Source organism: Georgenia faecalis, assembly GCF_003710105.1.
In the GTDB taxonomy this organism is placed as follows: Bacteria; Actinomycetota; Actinomycetes; order Actinomycetales; family Actinomycetaceae; genus Georgenia_A; species Georgenia_A faecalis.
Map to the genome: position 1 here is coordinate 1,543,528 of NZ_CP033325.1, position 19,604 is coordinate 1,563,131.

Here is a 19,604-nt window from a genome sequence, read left to right on the forward strand (position 1 = left end):
ACCGACCCGGCTCAAGGCGGTGCATGCGCGCCGGGGGATGACGCTGACGGAGGTCGCTGAGCAGACGGGCATTTCCAAGAGCAGTGCCACCTCGGCCCGCGGGTAGGAGTGCACGTCGAGGACCCCGACCGACGTCCTGGGACACGCTCCGTCATGTGAATGTCGCTCCGAGCGCGGGCCTCGTATTGAGACACGCCCCGCTCACACCCCCGGACCCGATTGGTGGATCAGGGCTCGGAGATGCTACCCAAATCCGTAGCCATCGCCATCGTGCCAACGGCCGCCGCCGTCGCCGTCGGCGCCCTCACCGGGAACCCACGGGTTGTTCCCGTCGGACTCGGTGACGGCAATCTTCGCGTCCCGGACGGCGTCCCGCTCAAGGTATTCCACGCCTGATCCCACGACGCCCCCGACCACAGCTGCTCCCGCGGTGGCACCCGCAGTCGCAGCCCCACCCGCCGGCCCGCCGAGGACCGCCACGACTCCAACCGCCGCGAAACCAGACAGAGCACCGACGACCGCGCCTGTCACGTCCTCCTCGAGGACCTCCCCCCAGTCAACATCGCCTCCCCCATCGGTATCGCCACCGTCGTCCTCGGAACTCGCCGAAAGTGTCGTCTCAGCCGACGACGCGGCGAAGCCGGGCAGGAGTTCGCCCAAGAATTGCTCAAGTTCATTGGTGATCTCCGGCCGCCTCACCGCGGCTATCGACCGCTTGAGGTCATCGACATCCTTCGCGTCGTGGCCAGCGCTAATGACCGCGGTGACGTAGCGCTTCCATGGTCGCGCGAGCGGGAGCCGCTCAAGCGCCCCGGGCTCGCGGATCTGAGCCGAGAACTCACTCAGCGCCTGCGGCGCTAGTGCGAGCCGATCGTCCGCAATCAGCCCAACCTCGTAGGACAACCAGCACGCATGCCGGAGCAGCCCGGAGTAAGGCAACCCATTATGGATTGCGGGGATCAACTGCCCCATCGCTACCTCGTGAATGCGAATCACGTCAGCTGCGCTGAGCATCTGCACCGTGGACTTCCCTGGGGCGGGACGGACTCTCGCCGATTCCGACGTCGACATGGCTTACTGCCTTTCGTTCAGCGGCGCCAAGACGGCCACCGCATACGTCATCCCCATGGTCGACTGGCGCTTGCTGGAGATGTCCCTCCGCTTGGACAGCGGTGTGGGCAGACTGGAGTACCCGATCGGGCTATCGGCTGACCGTCCACGGACTTCCCACTGCAAAACGGGGGACTGCTGCACGAGGAGGCGACCCCTGCCCTGAGCCACTGGCCGCAGGTGTGCGCTTCGATCACCGAGCGCCACCTCGCCGTCCCGATAGAGGAGGTGTGGGCAGCGATCACCGAACCCGAGCGCCTTGGCTGGTGCCCACCGATGGCCGCGAAGATCACCGCGAGGCCATTCGGCACCCCGGCCCTTCCACGTCTCCACCAGACCGGAGACCCAACGGACGGACGCGAAGCCCGTTACCTAGTCGACGGCCCGCCCCTCATCCGGCTCCTGCAGTGGCGCGGCGAGCGGGCTGTGACCTTTGAGACGCGTAATGTGCGCCGATCGCTGCGGCCTGGTGATCGCGGCGGTTATGTTGGCAGGGAGGAATCCCAGACGGAGGGGGTCACACGGTGGTGACGACGGGTACCGATAGGTCGGCCGTACATCGGCGGTCGCGCTTGAAGTCAGCGATCGCTGGGGCGGCGATCGCTTTGCTTGCCGTACCACTGACGAATGAGCTCGCGCGGAACTGGGTGTACTTCTCCGCGGACCAGCCGTACAGCGAGTCCTACTTGATCTCGATAGCGGTGTTCACCGCTGTCGCCGCGCTTCTCGGCTCGCGGTACCCCAGGGTGGGTTTGTGGACCGGCGGCGCATCCACCTGTCTGGTGGCACTTGGACTAGCGATTGGGGCGCCGGAGGACGGAGTGGTCCCTGCGTTGCCCGGCATGCTTGGGTGGCTCGCACGCTTCGGCCACGACCTTGCTGTCGTCGTGGCCACTGGCGCACTTCTAGCAGCTGCTGCCGGCTCACTGCTTCGCACGCGCGTCAGTTTGCGGACGCGGGCTCCAGACAAGGCGTGAGCCGCTGGGCTGACCGCGAGCCGCCTGCGACTTCCGGCGAGGCGAGCCGCAGTAGTCGACTGGAGCTGTGCGTGCCAGGCAGCGTCAGCGCGCGGGTCGACCGCGGGCGCACAGCGGCATGAGCGCGTACCAGCCCAGCGTGCGACCGGCGGCACGGTCGCGAACCGGCGGCACGCTGGTGCGCGGGTGATCGCGGACGATCAGGCCAGCGCGCCCTTCATCACCAGGTCGAGGAACGGTCGGACGTCGGTGTCGTCGTGCCGGGCGATGCGGTGCAGGATGAGTCCTTCGCAGCACGCCATCAGGGCCCCGGCGGAGGTGTGGGGGTCACGGGCACCCAGGCCGCGTAAGACAGGTTCGAGGGCGGCCGCGAACAGGGCCCGGCCATGCCACAGGGCGTCGCGCAGGGATGGGTCGTGGCTCGCCTCCATGAACAGGACGAGCCGCGCCGTCGTCTCCGTCCGCTGGTCGCGGGTGACGCGGTCGACGAGCGCCACCAGGGCGTCGAGGAACTCGTCGGCCGACTTGGGAGCGAACGCCGGGCCGGCGGCGGCCATCTCCTGCTCGACGATGGCACCCGCCACCCCGTTGAGCAGGGCGTCGCGAGTTCGGAAGTAGTTCGACGTCGACCCTTGTGGCAGCTGTGCATGCTGGTCGATTCGCCGATGGGTCAGCGCCTTCAGGCCTTGGGTACCGAGCAGCTCGACGGCGGCATCGAGGGCGCGGTCACGGAGCGACGTCACGCTGGTCACTATAAAGGTAGTGACACCGCACTACGACAGTAGTACGTTGGTCGTGCTGGGCAAGACGGCGAAGGAGAGCGGCGACCATGCGCACAGCACTCGTCACGGGGGCCGGACGCGGCATCGGGGAAGCGATCACCCTGCGACTGGTCCGCGCCGGCTGGACGGTCTTCGCCGGCGTCCGCGACGACGCCAGTCGGGAACGCCTCGTGGCAGCGGACGGAACCATCAAGCCGATCCAGCTCGACATCACCGACGACGAGCAGGTCAACGCTCTCACCGACGAGTTGCCCGACCGCCTCGACGCCTTGGTGAACAACGCCGCCATTGGCGTCCTGGGCCCGATCGAGGCCGTGTCGCTGGTGGACCTGCGGCGCCAGCTCGATGTCAACGTCGTCGGCCAGGTCGCGGTGACGCAAGCCGTCCTCCCACGACTGCGAACCGCCCGTGGGCGGATCGTGTTCATCTCCTCGACCGGCGGTCGAATGGCTGTTCCTCTGGAGGGTGCGTACTGCGCCTCCAAGTTCGCCGTCGAGGGACTCGCCGACGCCTTGCGGGCGGAGGTGCGGCCCTGGGGCATCGGCGTGTCGGTGGTGGTACCCGGCCCGACCGACACTGGAACCTGGCGGGGGATCCACACGATGATCGACGATATGGACGAGCAGATGTCACCGGCCCATCGGGACCTCTACAGCCGCCACACGGCCGGATTGCGCAGGGTAGTCAGGCGCCTCGAGTCCCAGGCCATCCCCCCGGACGCGGTCGCTCGAGTCGTCCAACGTGCCCTCGAGGCGCGACACCCGCGAGCGCGCTACCTGGCCGGGGCCAACGCTCACGTGATGATGGCGATGAAAGCCGTGCTGCCCACCCGGGTGGGCGACGCCGTCGGCGCTCGCATCAGCGGATTGAGCTAGCAGGCGCGTCCAGCCGCCTCGATCGGGACGCTGGCGGTGTGTGGCCAGGGACGCCGGGATCGGCGTCGAGCGCGGCCGAACCCGGACCACTTACATGGCGTCCCCTGCGCGCTCGGTCCAGAACGCGCGGATGACGGCGGCGGTGGCCGCCGGCTGCTCGAGCGGGGCGACGATGTTCGTGCCGGTGATGGTGGCGAACGAGCCGTCCCGCAGGGCGTCGACGGAGACCTTCGCCAGCTCGGGCGTCCAGTCGTAGCGGTCGTCCGTAGCCACGACCAGGGTGGGCGCCACGATCTGCGGCAGCGCCCAGGACAGGTCCTTCCGTCGGTGGATGAAGGAGCGGACCGTCATGGCCACGCTCCGCCGCGACGGTCCGCGGAGGGCGGCATCCAGGACCGCGCGGTGGGGACCGCGGGGCTGCGCCAGCTGCACCGTGGCGATGATGTCGCGGATCCGGCGGATCGGCCCCAGCGTGGCCACCAGCGCCGTGAGCAGCCGGACCTGCCGCAGCTGCGACCGTGACAGCGCGTTGACCGGCGCGCTGATTGTCACCAGTGAGCGGATGCGTTCCGGACTCCTGGCGGCCAGGTGCATCCCGGTGTGCCCGCCCCACGCGTTGCCGACCCAGTCGACCGAGACCAGGCCGAGATGGTCGAGCAGCGCCTCGCCCACCAAGGCGCACTCGCCGATGCTGCTCACCCGTGTCAGCGGCGCGCTCTCGCCGTACCCAGGACCGTCGACCACCAGCAGTCGACGATGCGGCGTCAGGAGGGGGACAACCTCCGCCCACGAGGAGGAGTCGGCGAACATGCTGTGCCACAGCAGGGCCACCGGGGCATGGGGGTCGGGCGAGGCGTGCTCGTGGACGGCGAGGATGCCGAGGCGGGTCGGTACTCGGTGCACCCGCACCCGCCCGGGCCGCTCGGGGGCCACTTCTTCGATCGGGGACATGACTACCTCTCCGTGTCGACGGGTGCGTCACCGGTGAACTGCGTATGGTGGTGACGACTATCATCCGTGTCGGACGTGGCGTCAATGGGTTTTAGGAGCGTGCCGTGGCGGGACTGCTCGAGGCGTGGGTGCGCGAGGGCGGCGGCCCGGGCATCGCCCCCCAGCCGCTTGAGGTCGTGCGTGGGCTGCTCAACACCGACGACCGCTTCCACGGTGTCGACCGCCTGGCCGACGGCCCGGCGGAGCTGGTGGCGTTCCGGGACGCGTCACGGACCTACCTGACGACGGGCGACACCGGGGCGCTCGAGGTGCTCGCCGCCCGGCACCCGCTCACGGTCACGTTCGTCGTAGAAGCCGACGGCGCGTCGCACCCACGGCTGACGTCGGCGCCGGGGACGGCGGACGGGGTCGCCACCGCAGTGGCGGAACTGTTGGTCATCGTGTGCGAGGCCCACGTCGCCGGAACGTGGCAGCGGCTCAAAGCGTGCGGCAACCCGGCATGCCAGTGGGTGTTCTACGACGCATCGCGCAACCGGTCAGGACGCTGGTGTGCGATGGGCGAGTGCGGCGACGTCATCAAGGCCAGGGCTTACCGGCAACGCCGACGGGGGAGCCGGTCGGCCACGGTCTGACGTGGGCCTGCAGATGCCTGGGCGTTCAGCGTCGTCGGCGCATGTAGGCGCGGAGCGGCAGCCGGGCGAAGTTCACCAGAAACGTGGCAGACCAGAGCAGGACCGTCGTCGCAGACCCAGGGGCACGAAGGCGTCTGCGGTCTGCTCGGTCTTCACCGCCAGACCCATACGGTGGTCCTCGGCCCATCGAGACGACTTCGGGGTCAAGATTCCCGACGACGTTGACCGTGCTTCCATTCTTCCTGACTCACCTACGAGGCGTCTCCACGGTAGAACTTGATGATCCGTTTGCCGTGCTTGAACGTCCGCAGGGAGCCGGGCAATTCTGCGAAGTCCATACGGCGGTTTGAGCACAGCACGATCACCGAGTGGCGGGAAAGATGAGCTCGGAGATGTTGGAGCATCTGTAACGGCGGGTGTTGGGCGCCCGAGCTCCAGGCCGTCTGGCCGCCGTAGGGGAGATCGGCGATCACGATGTCGATACCGCCGAGCGGGAGCAGCCCCACGTCGATCGTGCGCGTCACGTCCAGGACCGAGACATGGGTCGTGATCGGTGATGCGCCTCGCCTGCGCTCGCGCAGCCTTTCGACGACCTCAGCTCGAGCGTCGGAACGTTTCGCGAGCAGCCGGGCCCGTCGCCGCAACCCCTCTTCGGTGAGAAGCTCAAGGTTCTTTGCCGCCAGCGTTGTGGCGTCGCCACTGATATCCGTGGCGAGGATCTGCGTGATCGCCTCGCCTCGTGCCAACCCAAGCGTCGTGACGATCCCCCCTGCTCCGCACATCGGGTCCCACACCCCGACACGAGATCGTCCCGTGAGTAGACGAGCACGCTCGAACAACTCGAGGGTGAGCCGCACCGGAAACCCCGGGTGGCCGGGAGCCGAGTACAGAACGTCGCCGCTCGCGAAGTCGCCGTAGTGGGCTGCGGGCGCGTGCTCAAATCTCATCGCGAGCCCCCGCACGCCGATGGCAGCAGGGTGTGCCGCTACCGGTTCCGTGGGCGGGGTATATGGCGCCGCGGCACGGCCATCGGCAGTGTCCTGGCAGCGCCGCTAAGTGGCCTCGGACTACCCGCGCGCGATCACGCGCGCCGAGTGACGAGGCAGCCGCGGCGCCGAAGCGCACCGAGGGCATGACGGATCCTCCACGTAGCGGTCGAGGACGGACGTCTCGTCGGTCCTCGCATCGCTAGCCGCGGGCGGAGCCACGTTCAGCTAGCGGATCGCTAGCCGAGTCGGAAGTTCATGCGCATGAGGCGATGGTAGGTGCCAGCACTCCGCGTCTCGCGCTGATTTCGGGACGGTCGCGCGGCGCGCGCGCCCGGCGCGCCCGACACCGGTGTCCTGTAGGCGAGGGGCTAGTAAGGCGGGCGTGACAAGTCGCGCGGGGCGCCGTTGCTTGCCGCTGGCACCAGTGGTGAGACCAAATGTGAGACCAAATGGGGCGGTTGCTCGTTCAGCCCCGTACCGCGGCCACCGCGTCGATCTCCACGAGTGCGCCGGGCGGGCCGAGGCCAGAGACCTTCAGGACGGTGATCGCAGGGGGCGCGGCCTCGGACGGCCAGAACTGGCCGAAGGCCGCGAGACCCGCCTGCAGGTCGGCGCCCTCGACGTAGTGGATCGTCCACTTCACGACGTCGGTGACCTCGGCGCCGGCGGCCTGGACGCAGGTCCGCAGGTTGGCGAGGGCCTGGTGCGTCTGCTCGGACATCCCAGGGCCGACCACGGCGCCGTCGGGACCGACGCCGTTCTGCCCACCGACGTGGATCGTGTCGAACCCAGCCGGCACGCGCACCACCCAGCTGAAGGCGGGACTGGAGTGCAGCGACTCGGGATTGATGTGCTTCGTCCTCTCCATACGCCTATGTAACTGCCTCCGTTGCCCGCGGAGGAGGCAGACCATGCGGCGAGGCGCTCGCTGCGTGGCGCCCTCACCCGCATCACGTACGACCTCGCCGACGGCGTGCCGCGCCAGGTCATGACGTGGCCCCGGTTGGGGGGGGGGGCGAGACCTCATGGCGCGGGCGATCTGTCCGCCCTCCTGCACACTACGGTTGCCCGATGGGTACCTGGGGAACCGGACCGTTCGACAATGACAACGCTGCGGACTGGGCGGGCGACGTCGCAGACGCCGATGCGGCTGCTCGGCCGGCGATGATTCGCGATGCGCTCGCCGCCGTCGCGCATGCCGAGGGCTACGTCAATAGCGAGGAGGCGGAGATCGCTCTTGCCGCAGGGGCCCTGGTGGCCGCCGCCCAGTCGAACGGGCCGCAACTAGGCAGCTACGGCCCGAGCGCGACTGCTCTCGAGGGCGTCGTTCTCGACGACGGCGTGCGGGCGCTCGCCGTGCTGGCCGTCACTCGAGTGCTCGGTGCCAGCTCCGAGTGGCGCGAGCTGTGGGAGGAGGCGGGGGAGCTCGGTGCCGCGCGCGAAGCGCTGGTGCCCCTGCTGAGTCGCCTAGGGGCGCCCGCGGATGGCGTGTCCTAGCACGGCAAGATCCGCGCCCCCGCGGCGCGGCCGCGCGCGGCGAGGCCGGCTCGGAGCAGCACCGATTCATGCTCCAGGCGTCCCAGGAGGCGCTGCAGGTCATCACTGAGCTCAACGCGGCGTACTGGACGCCCGGGGAGGTCCGCGGCTTCCTGTCCACGCTGACAGGGCGCCGGGTGGACGAGTCGGTGACCGTCTTCCCGCCGTTCTACTGCGAGTTCGGCAAGAACCTCACCCTCGGCAAGGGCGTGTTCATCAACATGGGCTGCACCTTCCAGGACGCCGGAGGCATCACCATCGGGGAGGGGACGCTGATCGGGCACGGGAGCACGGTGGTCACCGTCAACCACGCGGTCGACCCGGAACGCCGGGGGGACATGATCCCGGCACCCGTGGTGATCGGACGACAGGTGTGGCTCGGGGCCCGGGTGACGGTCGTGCCCGGCGTGACCATCGGCGACGGCGCCATCGTCGCGGCCGGGGCGGTCGTCACCAAGGACGTGCCCGCCAACGCCGTGGTGGCCGGTGTCCCGGCCAGGCTGATCCGCATGACGGGGTTCGACGCCGCCCCAGCGGAGTGACGGCGGGGGAGTAGCGGCCACGCTCCCGGCGTCCGGCTCAGGCTCGGGCGTCGTCCAGGCGTGAGCGCAGGGTCGGCACGCCAGGTCCGTCGAGCTCGTCGAGGTAGGCGCCGCGGCCGGCCATGCTCATCACCAGGGCGAGCGTCGAGCCGGTGACCAGCGGCCCGGAGCCCGCCGCGAACGGCCCGTCGTCCGCCCGAAGGTGCAGCCCGGCGGCGTGCGTGCGGCTGGCGACGGCGAAGTTGCGTCGGGCAAAGAAGTCCGCCACGGGCGTCAGGGCGTCGACGCTCGGTGTCCGAGGCAGCCCCAACGGACGGCGGATGTCCTGGGCGTGCACGACGACCTCGCCGAGGTAGGCCGGGGTGTGGCCGGTCGGTGCCGTGGTGCTGCCGATCACCGCACGGAACCGGTCGAGGGTTGCGGCGGGTGTGCGGCCGCGGTGCTCGGCGAGCCGCCGCTCGTTGTGCACGTCGGGACGCAACCGCGCGCCGACCATGCTCCGCAGCCACTGCCACCGGTCTGTGCTCGCGGCCGCCGTGAGGTGCGCGACAACCTGCTCGACGTCCCACTGCCCGCACAAGGTGGCGTGTCGCCACTGCTCCGGGCTAAGGGCCGCGAGGTCCTCCGCCAGGGCGGCCCGCTCCGCCCGCGCCAGCGCCCACAGATGGTCATCGCTCCACGCCATGGCGTCCGGTCCCGTCGTCATCGCTGCGCTCCCGAGCCCGTCGTCGGCGCGCCCGGCGTGGTGGAGGCGAGCCGGGACGCCCCGGCTCCCACGAGGCGTTCCTGGTCCACGCGGCGCCCGGAGACGGCAAGCAGGAGGTCGATGCCATCGGCCTCCACGGCGTCGCCCTCTCCCCAGGCCGCGCCGGTGCTCCGGTCGATGAGCCGCAGGCCCGCAGCGCGCTCGCGCCCGCCGCCGAAGGAGACGGGGGTGCGCAGCTGGTAGCCGAGGGCCTGCACGATCGCGGGCTCCGGGTACCGCCCCGCGATGCCGAGGGGCCGGCGGATGTCCTCGCCGTGCACGACGGCCTCGACCAGACGGGTGGCGAGGTTGACCGGCGGGGTCCGCGTCAGGTCAGCGGCCTTCTTGAGCGCCTGGAGCGTGGCCCGCGGGTCCTGGCTCTTGTGCCGGGCGATCCCGTTCTCGTTGGCGCGGTCGAAGTCCATCCGCGCCATGAGCAGGTCACGGACGAAGCTCACGCGCCCGGTTCGGGCTGTGCTCACCAGGTGCGCCAGGACGTCGTGGACATCCCACCCCGGGCAGAGCGAGGGGAGCCGCCACTGGTCGTCGCGCAACCCGGCGAGATCCGCGGCAAGCCGGCGCCTCTCGGCGTGCACGGTCTGCCAGATCGTCGCTGCCGAGGCCCGCATCGTGGCTCCTTCTCAAGGGCGCCGGATCACCATCGGCTCCGACGCTACGAATAGTGAAGTGCACACTACGCACGCACAGGCGGCCTCCGGTGACAGCGCCCACACGGCGCGACAGCGGATCGGTGCGAGGTCGCTCCGGGGATCTCCGAGCTCATCCCGCACCGCGAGGGCGTGAGCCGGTGGGCGTCCCCGCGCAAGATCGGCGGGCGCCCAGACACTCTCCGGGTAAGGGCTCAGGCCTCCGCCAAGAGCCACGCTGCCGAGGAGAGCTGATCGCCGTGACGGACCCGAAACGCCTCAGAGTCGTTGCCGCCGCGCCTGTGCTCGCGCTTGTCCTCGCCGCGTGTGGCGGCGCACAAGTGAACGACGGCCCGGGGGACGCCCTGGACGCCGACCTCGGGCTCCCGTTGTCCGCCGAGGACGCTGCGATAGCGGCCGACGGCGTCAACGCCTTCGGCTTCGACCTGCACACCGCCGTCGCGGAGGACGTCGAGAACACGGTCACCTCGCCGCTGTCGGCGTCGGTGCTGCTGGCGATGGTGGCGGCGGGCGCCGGCGGGGACACCGCCGAGGAGATGACGGACCTGCTCCGCCTCGACGGACCGCAGGACACCCGAAATGCGGCGCTGCTCGCCGGTCTGGCCGACACCGACGACGTCACGCTCGAGGTCGCGAACTCGCTGTGGGCGGACGAGGGGTACCCGTTCGAGGACGACTACATGTCGTTCGTGGAGGATGCGTACGGAGCGACGCTCGACGACCTCGACCTGGGCTCCCAGGACTCCGCCGACACGATCGACGAGTGGGTCGACGCGCGGACCAACGAGCTGATCGACGAGATCGCGGCCGACCTCCACCTTCCCGACCCGCAGGCGGTGCTGGTGCTGCTCAACACCGTGTACTTCCTCGGCACCTGGACCACCACCTTCGCCGAAGCCGACACCCGGGACACGCCGTTCACGCTGGCCAGCGGAGAGGAGGTCGCCGTCCCCACGATGCACCGCACCGCCGCCGAGGTGGAGACCTCCGCCGGTGAGGGCTTCCAGATGCTCCGGCTGCCCTACGGCGAGGACGGGCGCTTCGGCATGGAGCTGATGGTGCCCGACGAAGGCGTGGCCCTCGACGACCTGCTCGACGACCTCGACGCCGAAACCTGGCGCGATGCCGTCGAGAGCCTGCAGACGGAAACCCTTTCCGAGATCGCGCTGCCGCGCTTCGAGCTCGAGTGGGACGCGGAGCTGACCGACGTCCTGCAGGCGCTCGGTATGGAGTCGGCGTTCGGCGGCGGGGACTTCACCCCGATGTCGCCGGCCAACCCGTTTCTCGACACCGTCGTGCAGAAGACCTACATCCGGGTGGACGAGGAGGGCACCGAGGCCGCAGCGGTCACCGGCGGGGTCATGACGGAGTCCGCGGGACCGCCGCCGTTCCTCGTCGACCGGCCCTTCGCCTTCACCGTCAGCGACCGCGAGACCGGTGCCGTGCTGTTCCTCGGCAGCGTCCACGACCCCCGCGGCTGAGTGCGCAGTAGGGTGCCCCCCATGTCTGATCAACGGCCGACCCCTGAGCGGAGACTTCCGTCGCCTCTCGTGCACATCTTCGGTCTCGTGGCGATGATCTTCACCGCCACAGCGCCCGCGCTCCGCATCGCCGTCGGCATCGGCACCCCCCTCGACTGGACCCTCATCGCGGTCGCCGGGGCAGTGGCCATGCTGAACGTGGTGCTGCTCATCAGGATCCTGCACTCGTCACGGCGTGCCGACCGATAGGGGTGGTCACAGCCCTTCCCGTCGTCAGGGGGTGTCCTGCCGGTGGACCCTGTGCGCGCCGGCGGGGGAGGACTGCGTCCAGCTCGCCAGGAGCGCAAGCGCCTCCGCCGAGGCTGAGCCGGGCTCGACCGTGTAGAGGTAGAGCACCTGGCTGAGGTCGCCGGGCAGGGTCATGGTCTCGAACTGGACGTCGAGCGCACCGACGACCGGGTGGTGCAGGTGCTTGGTGCCGTGGGTGCGCTGGTGCACCTGGTGCCCCGACCCTGCTGGCGAAGCGGACCGGCCTCTCGCCGCGCGACGGTGACGAACGCGGCAGCGGCCTTGTTCGGGTCGCCCGGCTGGGTGCCGGGCATCGCCCCCGGAAGATCGGCCAGCCGATTTCGGTGACGGCGTGCTCGTCGAGCCCGGGATACCCCTCGACGTAGAGCTCGCGGACCGGTCCGGCGACGCTGAGGTCACGACCCCGACGGGGTCTTGCGCGGTTCCGGCATCTTCGCGGCCGGCTGGGGCGCGCAGCGGGCCAAGGTGTAAGGGGTCCCCCTGATGCGTGGGCGTCGCTGACGTGCATTCCTGCCGCGCGCTGGTCGTCGTCCATCCGCGCGAGGGTCCGGAGGCCTGCTCTGCGCGGAACGATCACCCCGCGGGGCACGTCCGACGCGAAAGACCGAGGTTCGACCCATCCGGAGCGCGTTCGGCTACGAACCCCTGTCGTGGGTACCTCTCCTGCGCAACCGTCACCGCGCCTCGCGTGCAGGTTCGCGTCGCGCGCGGGTTCACCGAGCCGGCTCGAAACGGGGCGGTCCGCGCCGCGGCGTACGTCGTCGCGATGCGCCTCGGCGACGTGCCGCGTCTCAGCGTGCCCGAGGGACGGACCCACCGGCGCCGAGGTGGTGGCCGTCCGTGAGGTGCACGGGTCGGCGCGTGGGGCAGACCGCCGAGCACGTTGGCCCGGCGGAGTGAGCATGCGGCGTGAGTGAACGGCAGCACAGACCAGAGCAGTGCGTGAACCCAGCGAAGGAGATCTCCATGAGCAGGACGACGACCCGGCGGTCACTGATCGGCCTCGGCACGGTGGTGGCCGCCGCCGGCCTCACCCTGACCGGCGCCACGACGGCGACGGCGGACACGGCGGACCAGGGCTGGGTGCGCCTCGCGCACCTCTCGCCGGACACCCCCGCGGTGGACGTGGAGCTCACTGGTGTGGACAGCGCCGAGGGCTTCGAGCTCGAGGACGTCGCCTACGGCGACGTCTCCACCTACTCCCGGCTGCCCGCCGGTGCCTACGCCGTGGCGATGGTGCCCGCCGGCGCCCCAGAAGGCACGGACCCGTTGATCACCCAGGTCATCGAGATCTCCGGTGACCAGGCGTACACGGCGGCTGCCGTCGGACTTAACGAGGACCTCTCCGCCCGCGTCATCACCGACGACCTCACCCCTGCGGCGGCGGGCCAGGCGCGGGTGCGGCTCATCCAGGCCTCGATCTCGTCGAGCGCCGTAGACGTCGCCACCGACACGGGTATGCCCATCGCCGAGGGGGTCGAGTTCGGCACGGCCACCGCGTACACCGAGGTGGAGGCCGGGCGGTGGACCCTCGAGGTCGACGGGACGACGCAGTCCGGGACGGTGCAGGTGGACTTGGAGCCGGCCAGCGTCAACACCCTGTTCGTGCTCGACCGCGACGGGGAGATCTCGATCTCCGCGGTGCAGGACAGCTCGGGGGCGCAGGAGATGCCCGCCGGAGGTGTGGCCACCGGTGAGGGCGGCCTGTACTACGCCGAGCAGGCGCGGCTGCGCCTGCTCGCCGCCCTCGGGCTGGGAGCTGTGCTCCTCGCCGGTGCGGCTCTGGTGGTGGTCCGGCGGAGGGCGACGGTGTGACGCGCCGCGCAGGGGCCATCACCGCGTCGGTGCTGCTGGCGGTGGTGATCGTCGTGGGTCTGGGCATCGTCCTCATCGGGCCTGCCACCGTGCTCGGCGAAGGAGCGAGCGCGCCGAGTCGCACGGTGGGGGAGCCGACGACCGAGGCCACCGGCTCCCCGGCCGGGGAAACGCCCGAGCCGGCGGACGCAGCGCCGTCCTCGGCCGGTGCGCCCGGTGCCACCTCGAGCGCGGAAAGGTCCTGGAACGAGCACCTCGGGCTGCGCGAGCCCGACCCGGACGCACCGGTCGGCCCCCAGCCCATCCCCGAGGCCGCGGACGTCCCGGTGCGGGTGCGGATCCCGGCCATCGGCGTCGACTCCTCGCTGGAGGACCTGGTCCGCAGCGGCGAGGGCGTCCTGCAGCCTCCCGTCGTGCCCGAGCTGGCCGGCTGGTTCACTGGTGGCACGGTCCCCGGTGACATCGGCCCCGCGGTCATCGCCGGGCACGTCGACTCCGGCGTCGCCGGCGCAGTGTTCCGGGACCTCGACCAGCTCGAGCCCGGTGCGGAGATCCTCGTGGAGATGAGCGGCGGCGAGGTGGTCACGTTCCGCATGGACCGCGCTGACGTCGTCCGGCAGGCGCAGTTCCCCTCCGTCGAGGTGTACGGGCCGGTGCCCGACCGACAGCTGCGGCTCATCACGTGCCACACCTTCGACCCCGACAACCGGGACTACGTCGACAACCTCGTCATCTTCGCCACCGCAGCCTGAGGGACGCGGGCACGTGCCCAGCGGCGCGTCGGCCTCCGGGCCGGCGCGCCGCTGTCGCGTCCGCAGCCCGCACGGCGCCCCTCCCTCGTGGCCCAGGGGCGGGGCCCCTCAGGTCCGAGACCGTGGGCTACTCGGCGCGGAAGGGGCGTGTCAGCACGTCGATGAAGACGGTGCCGGCCTCGGCGGGGTCGCTGGCGAGGTGGTGCCGCCCCCCGGTCAGCTCGGTGATGAGGCGAAGCTCGTGCTCGTAGACGTCGGTGCCCACGCCGATGATGTGGACGGGGACCGGCCGCTCGGGATCGGCGCTCGCCTGCAGCTCGACGAGGAGGCGATAGAGCGTGAGCCCACCAGGCTCGTCCTCGCGTCCGTCGGTGAGCAGGACGACGGTGTTGACCGCGTCGGGGTCGTAGTCCTCCTGGACCGCCCGGTAGGCGGCGAGGACGGTGTCGTACAGACCGGTCCCGCCCTCCGTGCGATCCGTGAGGGACGCGACCTCGGCGAGCAGCGCCTCGCGGTGCGTGCCGCCGTCGTCGCGCCCGGCGTCGAGGGTGTCGATCGGGGCCAGCTCGGTCCACTCGGCGCCGGAGGCTTGGTTCGAGGAGAACATCCACAGCCCTGCCTGCGAGGTCGGTGGCAGGATCTCGAGCGCCGACCCGAGCCCGTCGGTGGCGAGCTCGATGCGGGTGCGGTCACCGGCCGAGGAGAGCATCGAGGTGGAGGTGTCGACGACCGCGAGCACCCGGACGTCACCCCCCGCGGCGTCCCAGTCCGCCAGGATCGCCTCGGCCTCGCCGAGAGACGGCGCCGGCGACACCACGGCCGTGCCGGCGGGTACCGCTGGGACGTCCGGGGCGCCGTCGCCGTCAGCGGTCCGGAATCCTGCCTCCCTGCGGTCCACGACGCCGGCCACGCCGAGCAAGGACTGCTCAAGCCTGGCCACCGCGTCCCGCGTGGCGTCGTCCTCGTCCTCGCCGGGGATGACCACCCACGAGTAGGTGAGGGGGGCCACGCCCTCGGCGGGGACCACGACGCCCAACGGCGGACCCGTGGCGTCGGTGAGCTGACGGAAGACCTGCTGCTCGGTGGCGGCGACGGCGGTGGCCTCCGTGGTGTCGGTGCTCGCCTCTGCGAGCAGCTCCTCCCCGGCCACCGCCTGGCGCGACATCCTGATGATCGAGGTGAGCAGGAGCTGGTCGCCCTGGGGCGTGCCGGTGAGGGCCTCGGTCGCGGAGGTGAGGGCGAGGAGGCTCGCCGTGGAGTCCGCGGGGTCACCGACCCGCAACGCGAGCGGTCCGCGAAGGATGTCCTGCCACGGCTGCACCGCGAGGCTTCCGGCCCTCGGCGCCAACGAGCCAGGCACGGCGAGGACCACGGGGGTCGTAGCCAGGGTGGGACCCACGGTGAGTGCGGGTCCCGCGTCACCCAGCCTCGCCCGCTCGACCCAGATCCCGGAGTCGGGGATCCAGACCTGGGGGACCTGGGTCCCCGAGGCGATCCGCTCGGCGGCGTCCGCGGAGGAGGCGGTGATGACGTCGAACGAGCACTGCTCGACGTCGCCCGCGAGGCGGTCGACCGCGGCCCGGACGACCGGGGCGAAGTCCGTGGTGGTGGTGACCTGGACACCGGCCCGCGACTCGCAGCCCGTGCTCACTGCCGCCGCCTCAGGACGGCTCTCGCGCAGGACCGCCACCGCCACGACCGCGAGAAGGGCGGCGACGACGAGGAACCCGAGCACGCCCGTCAGGCTGATCCCGACGCGCCTCATCGCTTCGCCGTCTCCGCGCGACCGGCCAGATCACGGCGCACTGGCGCGCACCCAGGTACTCTGGCGGAGCCTCGACGGAGGCCCGACATGGCGTGGTTGAGGTCGATCCGATCCATAGGAGCTGTTGCATGAAGGTGTGTCATCGGGCTCTCCTCGTTTCGTCGCTCGTCGTGCTGGGCGGGTGTGGGACGGTGACCGATCCGGTCGACGTGACGCCCGAGGTCTACGTGGGGACGGCGGACGCCGACCCGGACGCCGCTGCTGTGTTCGGGCAGGAGTGGGTGGACGAGGCCGTCACCGAGCTGACGGCGTTCGCCGTCGCGGAGGCGTTCCCGGCGGCGCTCCTGGACCCGGAGCGCCAGGAGTTCAGCAGGGAGGACCTTGCCGGCGACGTGATCCTCGACCGCCTCACGCCGGAGGCGGCGCAGGTGTGGGAGGCGCTCGTCGACGACGCCCTCGGCGGTGACCCGGTGGCAGCCGACGCGGTGAGGGCTCTGCGCTACTACGGGATCGACGAGCCGTGGACCCTTCCCGAGGACGGTCAGGTGGTGAGGAGCCAGGAGATCACCGACGTCGAGGTTGACGTCGACTCCGCCGGTGGGCCCGGGCAGGAGCTGCTGGTCGTCTCCTTCGACCACGGCTCGACGCTGGCGTTCGAGGAGGACGGCGAGGGCGTCATCTTCGAGGTCGAGAAGGAGATGACCTACGTTCTCACCCCGGCGCCCGAGCAGGAGGAGCCGAGCTGGTTGATCACCCGTTACAACGGCGACTTCGAGGTGGCGGCGAGTCAGTGACATGGTCCTGACCCGTCCGTGAGCGGTGCGACGGGGGCGAGGGCGCCGGCCTCGCGGAGCGTGGCCAGCACGAGGGGCAGATGGGCGAAGGCCTCCTCGACGTCGGCGGGCACAGCGATCTGGTGCGCGTTGCGCGCGAGGTAGGCGCGCAGGGCCGCGTCGAAGTCGCCGGCGCCGGCACCCCGGCGCGCCTCGACGAGGGCCACGCCGCCGGCGGTGTACACCCCGGCGACGTAGGCGTCAGACGGTCGCCGGCAGCCCTCCCAGTAGTCCATCGGCGCCCCGACCCGTCCGGTGAGCGCGGGAGCGACCGGCGCACCGGGCACGTCCGCACTCCCGTCGGCGAGCACCTGCGCGAAGGTGGCGAAGGCCTCGTCCAGCCACGGGTCCGTGCCCTGGTCGTTGCCGACGAGACCGTAGAACCACATGTGGGCGACCTCGTGCGTGACGACCCAGCGGTCCTCGTCCAGGTCGAGGTCCCCGAGCTGGATCGCGCCCGTGACCTCGATGCCGCTCGTCTGCTGCGGGAGCACGCTGACCCACAGGTCGGAGTAGGGGAAGGGGCCGAGGTGCTCGGCGACGTCCCGCACGGAACGCATCACCCGGTCGGCCCAGCGGGAGACCGCGGTCGTCGTCGCGCCGACGGGCGCACCGACGTGCACGCGGACGCCGTCAACCTCGCGGTGCACCACCTCGAGCCGCCCGACGGTGATCGAGACGTCACGCACCGCGGGGTCCGCAAAGCGGTGGACCGTCGTCCCGGCGACCGCGTCGGGCACCTCGCCCATCGGGGCGCCCGTGCCCATGACCGCGTACTCCGACGGCGCAGCGACCTCGAGGGAGCGCAGGTCGAACGTCTCGCTGATGGCCGTCTCCCCGACGACGACGACGGCCGGGTCCGTCGACCAGCCGTGCCCCCGCTCCCACGCGAGCAGCGGGAAGGCGGTCGCGAACCATGCGACGTCGGTGCCCGCGCCCATGCGCTCGTCGGTCCCCTCGCCGAGCGTGAGCGTGAACGACAGCTCGGCGCGCACGGTGGCCCCGGCGTCGACGCACGCGGGCAACGGGACCTCGATGAGGGTCCCCGGGTGCCCGTCGGGCGCGCCGGCCGGACGGACGACCGGAGCCACGGTCGTCCCGTCGACCCGCACCTCCGTCACCTCGAGCGCGTTGCCGGCGCGGGCGGTGGCGGGCTTGTTCGGCCAGGCGCGGAAGACGAGCTCGCACACGCGCAGGTCTGGGGTGAAGTCGATGTGCTCGCGCCCGACAACCGAGCGGAGGTCCTGCGCCACGTCGAACCGCAGGTCGACCACAGGGCGAGCCGGGTCGGGCGGGGGCCAGCCGGACAGCGGGACGCACCCGCCGAGGACGAGCACGCCGACGAGGGACGGAAGGAGCTGGCGCCTCATGCGCGCCCGGTAGCGGCCGGCGCGGTCGCTGATGCCAGAAGGCGGTCGCCGTCGCGTTCGACGACGGTGAGGGAGGCGACCCCGAGCGCAGCGACGCACGCCACGGTGCGCTCATCGGCCGCGAGGTCGTGCAGGACCGCCATCGCCGCCGTGCTGGATCGCGCACGGCCCGTGCTGCGCAGGGCGGCGGGCTCGTCCGGGGTGGTCACGGCCAGGCTGCGCATCGGCACGGTGAGGCCGTCACCGGTCGCCTTGAGCACGGCCTCCTTGCGGGTCCACCACACCGCCAGGGCGCGGGGTCGCCGGGACGGCTCGAGGCGCCAGTAGTCGGCGAGCTCGGCCGGAGCGAGGATGCTCGCGCCCAGGCTCATCAGCTCCTCGGCGCCGGTTCCGGCCCCGACCTCGACGTCCACACCGATCGCGGTGCCGTCCGCGACGGCGACGACGACCCGGTCGCCCGAGTGGGCGATGCTGAAGGACACGGATCCGTCGCCGCCGACGAGCCGCGGCTTGCCGTGACCCGCTCCGCACCGGTAGCAGGTGGTGTCGAGCCGCAGCTCGGACGGCGCCGTGCCGGTCCGTGCGGCCAGGACGAGCCGCAGCAGCGCGCGGGCGGTGACGAACCGGGCTCGATCGTGGTCTCGCAGGCGCTCGGCCCGGCGGTGCTCGGCGGCCTCGAGGAGCGCGGCGAGCGCGGTCGCACCCGACGGCGTCGCCCACCACACCTCGCACGTGACGGTGCCGCGCCGCTCCGGCCGGGCCCTCATGCGCTCATGAGCGCGTCGACGAGGTCGCGGCCGAGATCGGCCGCGCGCGCGGGCCGGCGCAGCCCGGCGTCGGCGAACCAGTGCGGGGCCGCCTCCGGGTGCGGTCCCACCACCCCGACGGCGCCGGCGCCGTACGGCGTGATGAGAGCGGCGGGGAGCCCGTTGTCGTAGACGGCCAGCACGTCGGCGCGGCCGCGGGTGGGGTCGAGGTCGAAGAACGGGCCGTCCTGGAAGAAGACGTGGCGCGTCTCGCCTCGCCACCGCACGGTGATGACCGTGTCCTCCGCGTCGGTGACGCCCGCGCCGCGGGAGGAGATGTAACGATCGGCGTCGCCGGGGAGCAGGTCGAAGCCGGGGCTGTGGCCGGCGAGGTAACCACCGAGGCAGAACCCGAGGTAGCGCCCCCCGGCACGGACGAAGGCGCGTACGGCCGGGGCCTGCCGCCGAAGCCTGCGGTAGGCGCTCCTCAGCTCCCCGCCGCCCGGCTGCACGTAGAGCATCGCGTGCGCCAGCACCTCTTCGCCGAGATCGCGAGCCTCGTGCGGACCCACGTACGCCACGTCGAAGTTCCACGAGGAGCCCCGGAGGAGGTCGGCGACGGCCTCGGGGCACCCGGGGGACGACGCCGGACCGCGGTAGACGAGGGCTCGCGGGTGGTGCGCGGGCACCGGGCGCACCGGTTCGACCGCTGCCCGATCGGCGCCG

The 19,604-nt window shown here is 71.5% G+C and carries 22 protein-coding genes; 10 read left to right on the forward strand and 12 right to left on the reverse strand.

The genetic code is table 11. The features are described 5' to 3' along the window. The first annotated feature begins 19 nt into the window (after positions 1-19). Positions 20-106 (forward strand): helix-turn-helix domain-containing protein, encoded by an 87-nt coding sequence (locus tag EBO36_RS15980; protein ID WP_122823908.1) that lies wholly within the window; start codon positions 20-22, stop codon positions 104-106. A 137-nt stretch (positions 107-243) separates the two neighbouring features. Here EBO36_RS15980 and EBO36_RS06615 read toward each other — a convergent pair whose 3' ends face one another. Together EBO36_RS06615 and EBO36_RS06630 are read right to left on the reverse strand one after the other, a co-directional pair. Further along, the gene (locus EBO36_RS06615) at positions 244-1,020 is read right to left on the reverse strand and encodes a hypothetical protein (RefSeq protein ID WP_122823909.1); all 777 of its coding nucleotides are present in this window, start codon (positions 1,018-1,020) and stop codon (positions 244-246) included. A 1,267-nt stretch (positions 1,021-2,287) separates the two neighbouring features. Then, the gene (locus EBO36_RS06630; protein ID WP_122825500.1) at positions 2,288-2,830 is read right to left on the reverse strand and encodes a TetR/AcrR family transcriptional regulator; all 543 of its coding nucleotides are present in this window, start codon (positions 2,828-2,830) and stop codon (positions 2,288-2,290) included. Between the two features lie 86 nt (positions 2,831-2,916). On the opposite strand from EBO36_RS06630, the gene EBO36_RS06635 reads away from it, so the two are divergent. Continuing rightward, entirely contained in the window at positions 2,917-3,744 is an 828-nt protein-coding gene (locus EBO36_RS06635; RefSeq protein ID WP_122823912.1) for an SDR family oxidoreductase, read from the forward strand. 90 nt (positions 3,745-3,834) lie between these two features. Here the strand turns inward: EBO36_RS06635 and EBO36_RS06640 are convergent, their stop codons facing one another. Next, positions 3,835-4,695, reverse strand: coding sequence for an alpha/beta fold hydrolase (locus EBO36_RS06640; RefSeq protein ID WP_122823913.1), 861 nt, complete (start codon positions 4,693-4,695; stop codon positions 3,835-3,837). Positions 4,696-4,799: 104 nt separating this feature from the next. Here EBO36_RS06640 and EBO36_RS06645 point away from each other — a divergent pair, with 104 nt between their 5' ends. Next, entirely contained in the window at positions 4,800-5,327 is a 528-nt protein-coding gene (locus EBO36_RS06645) for a CGNR zinc finger domain-containing protein (protein WP_122823914.1), read from the forward strand. Positions 5,328-5,578: 251 nt separating this feature from the next. Here EBO36_RS06645 and EBO36_RS06650 read toward each other — a convergent pair whose 3' ends face one another. Next, positions 5,579-6,274, reverse strand: a complete 696-nt coding sequence (locus tag EBO36_RS06650) for an rRNA methyltransferase (protein ID WP_164471385.1) — start codon at positions 6,272-6,274, stop codon at positions 5,579-5,581. A 508-nt stretch (positions 6,275-6,782) separates the two neighbouring features. Further along, a complete protein-coding gene (locus EBO36_RS06655; protein WP_122823916.1) occupies positions 6,783-7,184 on the reverse strand; it encodes a RidA family protein in 402 nt (133 codons plus the stop codon). A gap of 203 nt (positions 7,185-7,387) precedes the next feature. Between EBO36_RS06655 and EBO36_RS06660 the strand changes: the two genes are divergently transcribed. Next, positions 7,388-7,813: a DUF4259 domain-containing protein gene (locus tag EBO36_RS06660; RefSeq protein WP_122823917.1), complete on the forward strand. Its 426-nt coding sequence runs from the start codon at positions 7,388-7,390 to the stop codon at positions 7,811-7,813. Positions 7,814-7,881: 68 nt separating this feature from the next. Beyond that, positions 7,882-8,394: a sugar O-acetyltransferase gene (locus EBO36_RS06665; RefSeq protein ID WP_122823918.1), complete on the forward strand. Its 513-nt coding sequence runs from the start codon at positions 7,882-7,884 to the stop codon at positions 8,392-8,394. Positions 8,395-8,431: 37 nt separating this feature from the next. Here EBO36_RS06665 and EBO36_RS06670 read toward each other — a convergent pair whose 3' ends face one another. Next, positions 8,432-9,100 (reverse strand): maleylpyruvate isomerase family mycothiol-dependent enzyme, encoded by a 669-nt coding sequence (locus EBO36_RS06670; RefSeq protein WP_244925384.1) that lies wholly within the window; start codon positions 9,098-9,100, stop codon positions 8,432-8,434. Further along, a complete protein-coding gene (locus EBO36_RS06675; protein WP_122823919.1) occupies positions 9,097-9,768 on the reverse strand; it encodes a maleylpyruvate isomerase family mycothiol-dependent enzyme in 672 nt (223 codons plus the stop codon). Before EBO36_RS06675 ends, EBO36_RS06670 begins: the two co-directional genes overlap by 4 nt. A gap of 359 nt (positions 9,769-10,127) precedes the next feature. Between EBO36_RS06675 and EBO36_RS06680 the strand changes: the two genes are divergently transcribed. Continuing rightward, entirely contained in the window at positions 10,128-11,288 is a 1,161-nt protein-coding gene (locus EBO36_RS06680) for a serpin family protein (protein WP_164471386.1), read from the forward strand. Between the two features lie 87 nt (positions 11,289-11,375). Next, the gene (locus tag EBO36_RS06685) at positions 11,376-11,537 is read left to right on the forward strand and encodes a hypothetical protein (protein ID WP_164471387.1); all 162 of its coding nucleotides are present in this window, start codon (positions 11,376-11,378) and stop codon (positions 11,535-11,537) included. A gap of 24 nt (positions 11,538-11,561) precedes the next feature. Here the strand turns inward: EBO36_RS06685 and EBO36_RS15445 are convergent, their stop codons facing one another. Beyond that, complete coding sequence (locus tag EBO36_RS15445; protein ID WP_222928785.1) at positions 11,562-11,786, reverse strand: MmyB family transcriptional regulator; 225 nt, start codon at positions 11,784-11,786, stop codon at positions 11,562-11,564. A 777-nt stretch (positions 11,787-12,563) separates the two neighbouring features. On the opposite strand from EBO36_RS15445, the gene EBO36_RS06700 reads away from it, so the two are divergent. Continuing rightward, the gene (locus tag EBO36_RS06700; RefSeq protein WP_122823922.1) at positions 12,564-13,412 is read left to right on the forward strand and encodes a DUF4397 domain-containing protein; all 849 of its coding nucleotides are present in this window, start codon (positions 12,564-12,566) and stop codon (positions 13,410-13,412) included. Then, positions 13,409-14,164, forward strand: a complete 756-nt coding sequence (locus tag EBO36_RS06705; protein ID WP_122823923.1) for a sortase domain-containing protein — start codon at positions 13,409-13,411, stop codon at positions 14,162-14,164. Before EBO36_RS06700 ends, EBO36_RS06705 begins: the two co-directional genes overlap by 4 nt. Positions 14,165-14,291: 127 nt before the next feature. On the opposite strand, the gene EBO36_RS06710 is transcribed toward EBO36_RS06705, so the two are convergent. Beyond that, on the reverse strand, positions 14,292-15,929 hold the full coding sequence (locus EBO36_RS06710; RefSeq protein WP_122823924.1) for a VWA domain-containing protein: 1,638 nt from the start codon (positions 15,927-15,929) through the stop codon (positions 14,292-14,294). 191 nt (positions 15,930-16,120) lie between these two features. Here EBO36_RS06710 and EBO36_RS06715 point away from each other — a divergent pair, with 191 nt between their 5' ends. Further along, positions 16,121-16,723: a hypothetical protein gene (locus EBO36_RS06715; RefSeq protein ID WP_164471388.1), complete on the forward strand. Its 603-nt coding sequence runs from the start codon at positions 16,121-16,123 to the stop codon at positions 16,721-16,723. Here EBO36_RS06715 and EBO36_RS06720 read toward each other — a convergent pair. Genes EBO36_RS06720 through EBO36_RS06730 form a run of 3 tightly spaced genes read right to left on the reverse strand, consistent with a single transcriptional unit; the run spans position 16,717 to position 19,567 of the window. Beyond that, positions 16,717-18,132, reverse strand: a complete 1,416-nt coding sequence (locus EBO36_RS06720) for a M1 family aminopeptidase (protein ID WP_122823926.1) — start codon at positions 18,130-18,132, stop codon at positions 16,717-16,719. The genes EBO36_RS06715 and EBO36_RS06720 overlap by 7 nt on opposite strands. After that, on the reverse strand, positions 18,129-18,899 hold the full coding sequence (locus tag EBO36_RS06725) for a 4'-phosphopantetheinyl transferase family protein (protein ID WP_122823927.1): 771 nt from the start codon (positions 18,897-18,899) through the stop codon (positions 18,129-18,131). Before EBO36_RS06725 ends, EBO36_RS06720 begins: the two co-directional genes overlap by 4 nt. Then, positions 18,896-19,567 (reverse strand): BPL-N domain-containing protein, encoded by a 672-nt coding sequence (locus tag EBO36_RS06730; RefSeq protein WP_222928786.1) that lies wholly within the window; start codon positions 19,565-19,567, stop codon positions 18,896-18,898. Before EBO36_RS06730 ends, EBO36_RS06725 begins: the two co-directional genes overlap by 4 nt. Positions 19,568-19,604: the final 37 nt, after the last annotated feature.

Coding starts and splice junctions, on each gene's coding strand:
- EBO36_RS06670 (WP_244925384.1), bottom strand. CDS start 9,100: ATGACGACGGGACCGGACGCCATGGCGTGGAGCGATGACCATCTGTGG.
- EBO36_RS06655 (WP_122823916.1), bottom strand. CDS start 7,184: ATGGAGAGGACGAAGCACATCAATCCCGAGTCGCTGCACTCCAGTCCC.
- EBO36_RS06635 (WP_122823912.1), top strand. CDS start 2,917: ATGCGCACAGCACTCGTCACGGGGGCCGGACGCGGCATCGGGGAAGCG.
- EBO36_RS06650 (WP_164471385.1), bottom strand. CDS start 6,274: ATGAGATTTGAGCACGCGCCCGCAGCCCACTACGGCGACTTCGCGAGC.
- EBO36_RS06640 (WP_122823913.1), bottom strand. CDS start 4,695: ATGTCCCCGATCGAAGAAGTGGCCCCCGAGCGGCCCGGGCGGGTGCGG.
- EBO36_RS06700 (WP_122823922.1), top strand. CDS start 12,564: ATGAGCAGGACGACGACCCGGCGGTCACTGATCGGCCTCGGCACGGTG.
- EBO36_RS06710 (WP_122823924.1), bottom strand. CDS start 15,929: ATGAGGCGCGTCGGGATCAGCCTGACGGGCGTGCTCGGGTTCCTCGTC.
- EBO36_RS06660 (WP_122823917.1), top strand. CDS start 7,388: ATGGGTACCTGGGGAACCGGACCGTTCGACAATGACAACGCTGCGGAC.
- EBO36_RS06665 (WP_122823918.1), top strand. CDS start 7,882: ATGCTCCAGGCGTCCCAGGAGGCGCTGCAGGTCATCACTGAGCTCAAC.
- EBO36_RS06720 (WP_122823926.1), bottom strand. CDS start 18,132: ATGAGGCGCCAGCTCCTTCCGTCCCTCGTCGGCGTGCTCGTCCTCGGC.
- EBO36_RS06675 (WP_122823919.1), bottom strand. CDS start 9,768: ATGCGGGCCTCGGCAGCGACGATCTGGCAGACCGTGCACGCCGAGAGG.
- EBO36_RS06725 (WP_122823927.1), bottom strand. CDS start 18,899: ATGAGGGCCCGGCCGGAGCGGCGCGGCACCGTCACGTGCGAGGTGTGG.